Source organism: Sphingobacterium sp. UBA7253 (assembly GCF_002472745.1).
GTDB lineage: Bacteria > Bacteroidota > Bacteroidia > Sphingobacteriales > Sphingobacteriaceae > Sphingobacterium > Sphingobacterium siyangense.
Map to the genome: position 1 here is coordinate 1 of NZ_DKSP01000241.1, position 788 is coordinate 788.

1 protein-coding gene is annotated in these 788 nt (G+C 48.5%); it reads left to right on the top strand.

The features are described 5' to 3' along the window. A partial coding sequence (gene thiC, locus B2X72_RS25020) for a phosphomethylpyrimidine synthase (protein WP_286851980.1) occupies positions 1 to 788 on the top strand: 788 nt, incomplete at both ends.

Below are 788 nucleotides of genomic sequence, written 5' to 3' on the forward strand. Positions count from 1 at the left end.
AGGCCGAACAGGGTGTTTCGTACTTTACCATACACGCCGGCGTACTGCTTCGTTATATCCATCTCACCGCTTCTCGAGTAACGGGCATTGTCTCCAGAGGTGGGTCTATCATGGCCAAATGGTGTCTTTTCCACCACAAAGAGAACTTTCTCTATACCCATTTTGAGGAGATCTGTGAGATTATGAAGCGATATGATGTTGCTTTTTCACTTGGCGATGGTCTCCGTCCAGGAGCCATTGCGGACGCCAACGATGCGGCTCAATTTGCTGAGCTCGAAACACTGGGCGAACTCACCAAGGTCGCCTGGAAACATGATGTTCAGGTGATGATCGAAGGTCCAGGGCATGTTCCTATGCAATTGATCAAAGAGAATATGGACAAGCAATTGGCTTGTTGTGACGAAGCTCCATTTTATACCTTGGGTCCCTTAACAACTGATATCGCTCCAGGTTATGACCATATCACGTCGGCCATTGGAGCTGCGATGATCGGTTGGTATGGATGTGCGATGCTTTGCTATGTGACGCCCAAAGAACATCTGGGCCTACCAAATAAAAAAGACGTTAAAGACGGTGTAATCACCTATAAACTAGCTGCCCATGCGGCCGATTTGGCCAAAGGACATCCGGGTGCACAATACCGTGATAATGCCTTGAGTAAAGCGAGATTTGAATTTAGGTGGGAAGATCAATTCAACCTTTCCCTGGATCCAGATACCGCACGGGAGTATCATGACGAAACGTTGCCTGCAGATGCGGCCAAAGTGGCACACTTCTGCTCCATGTGC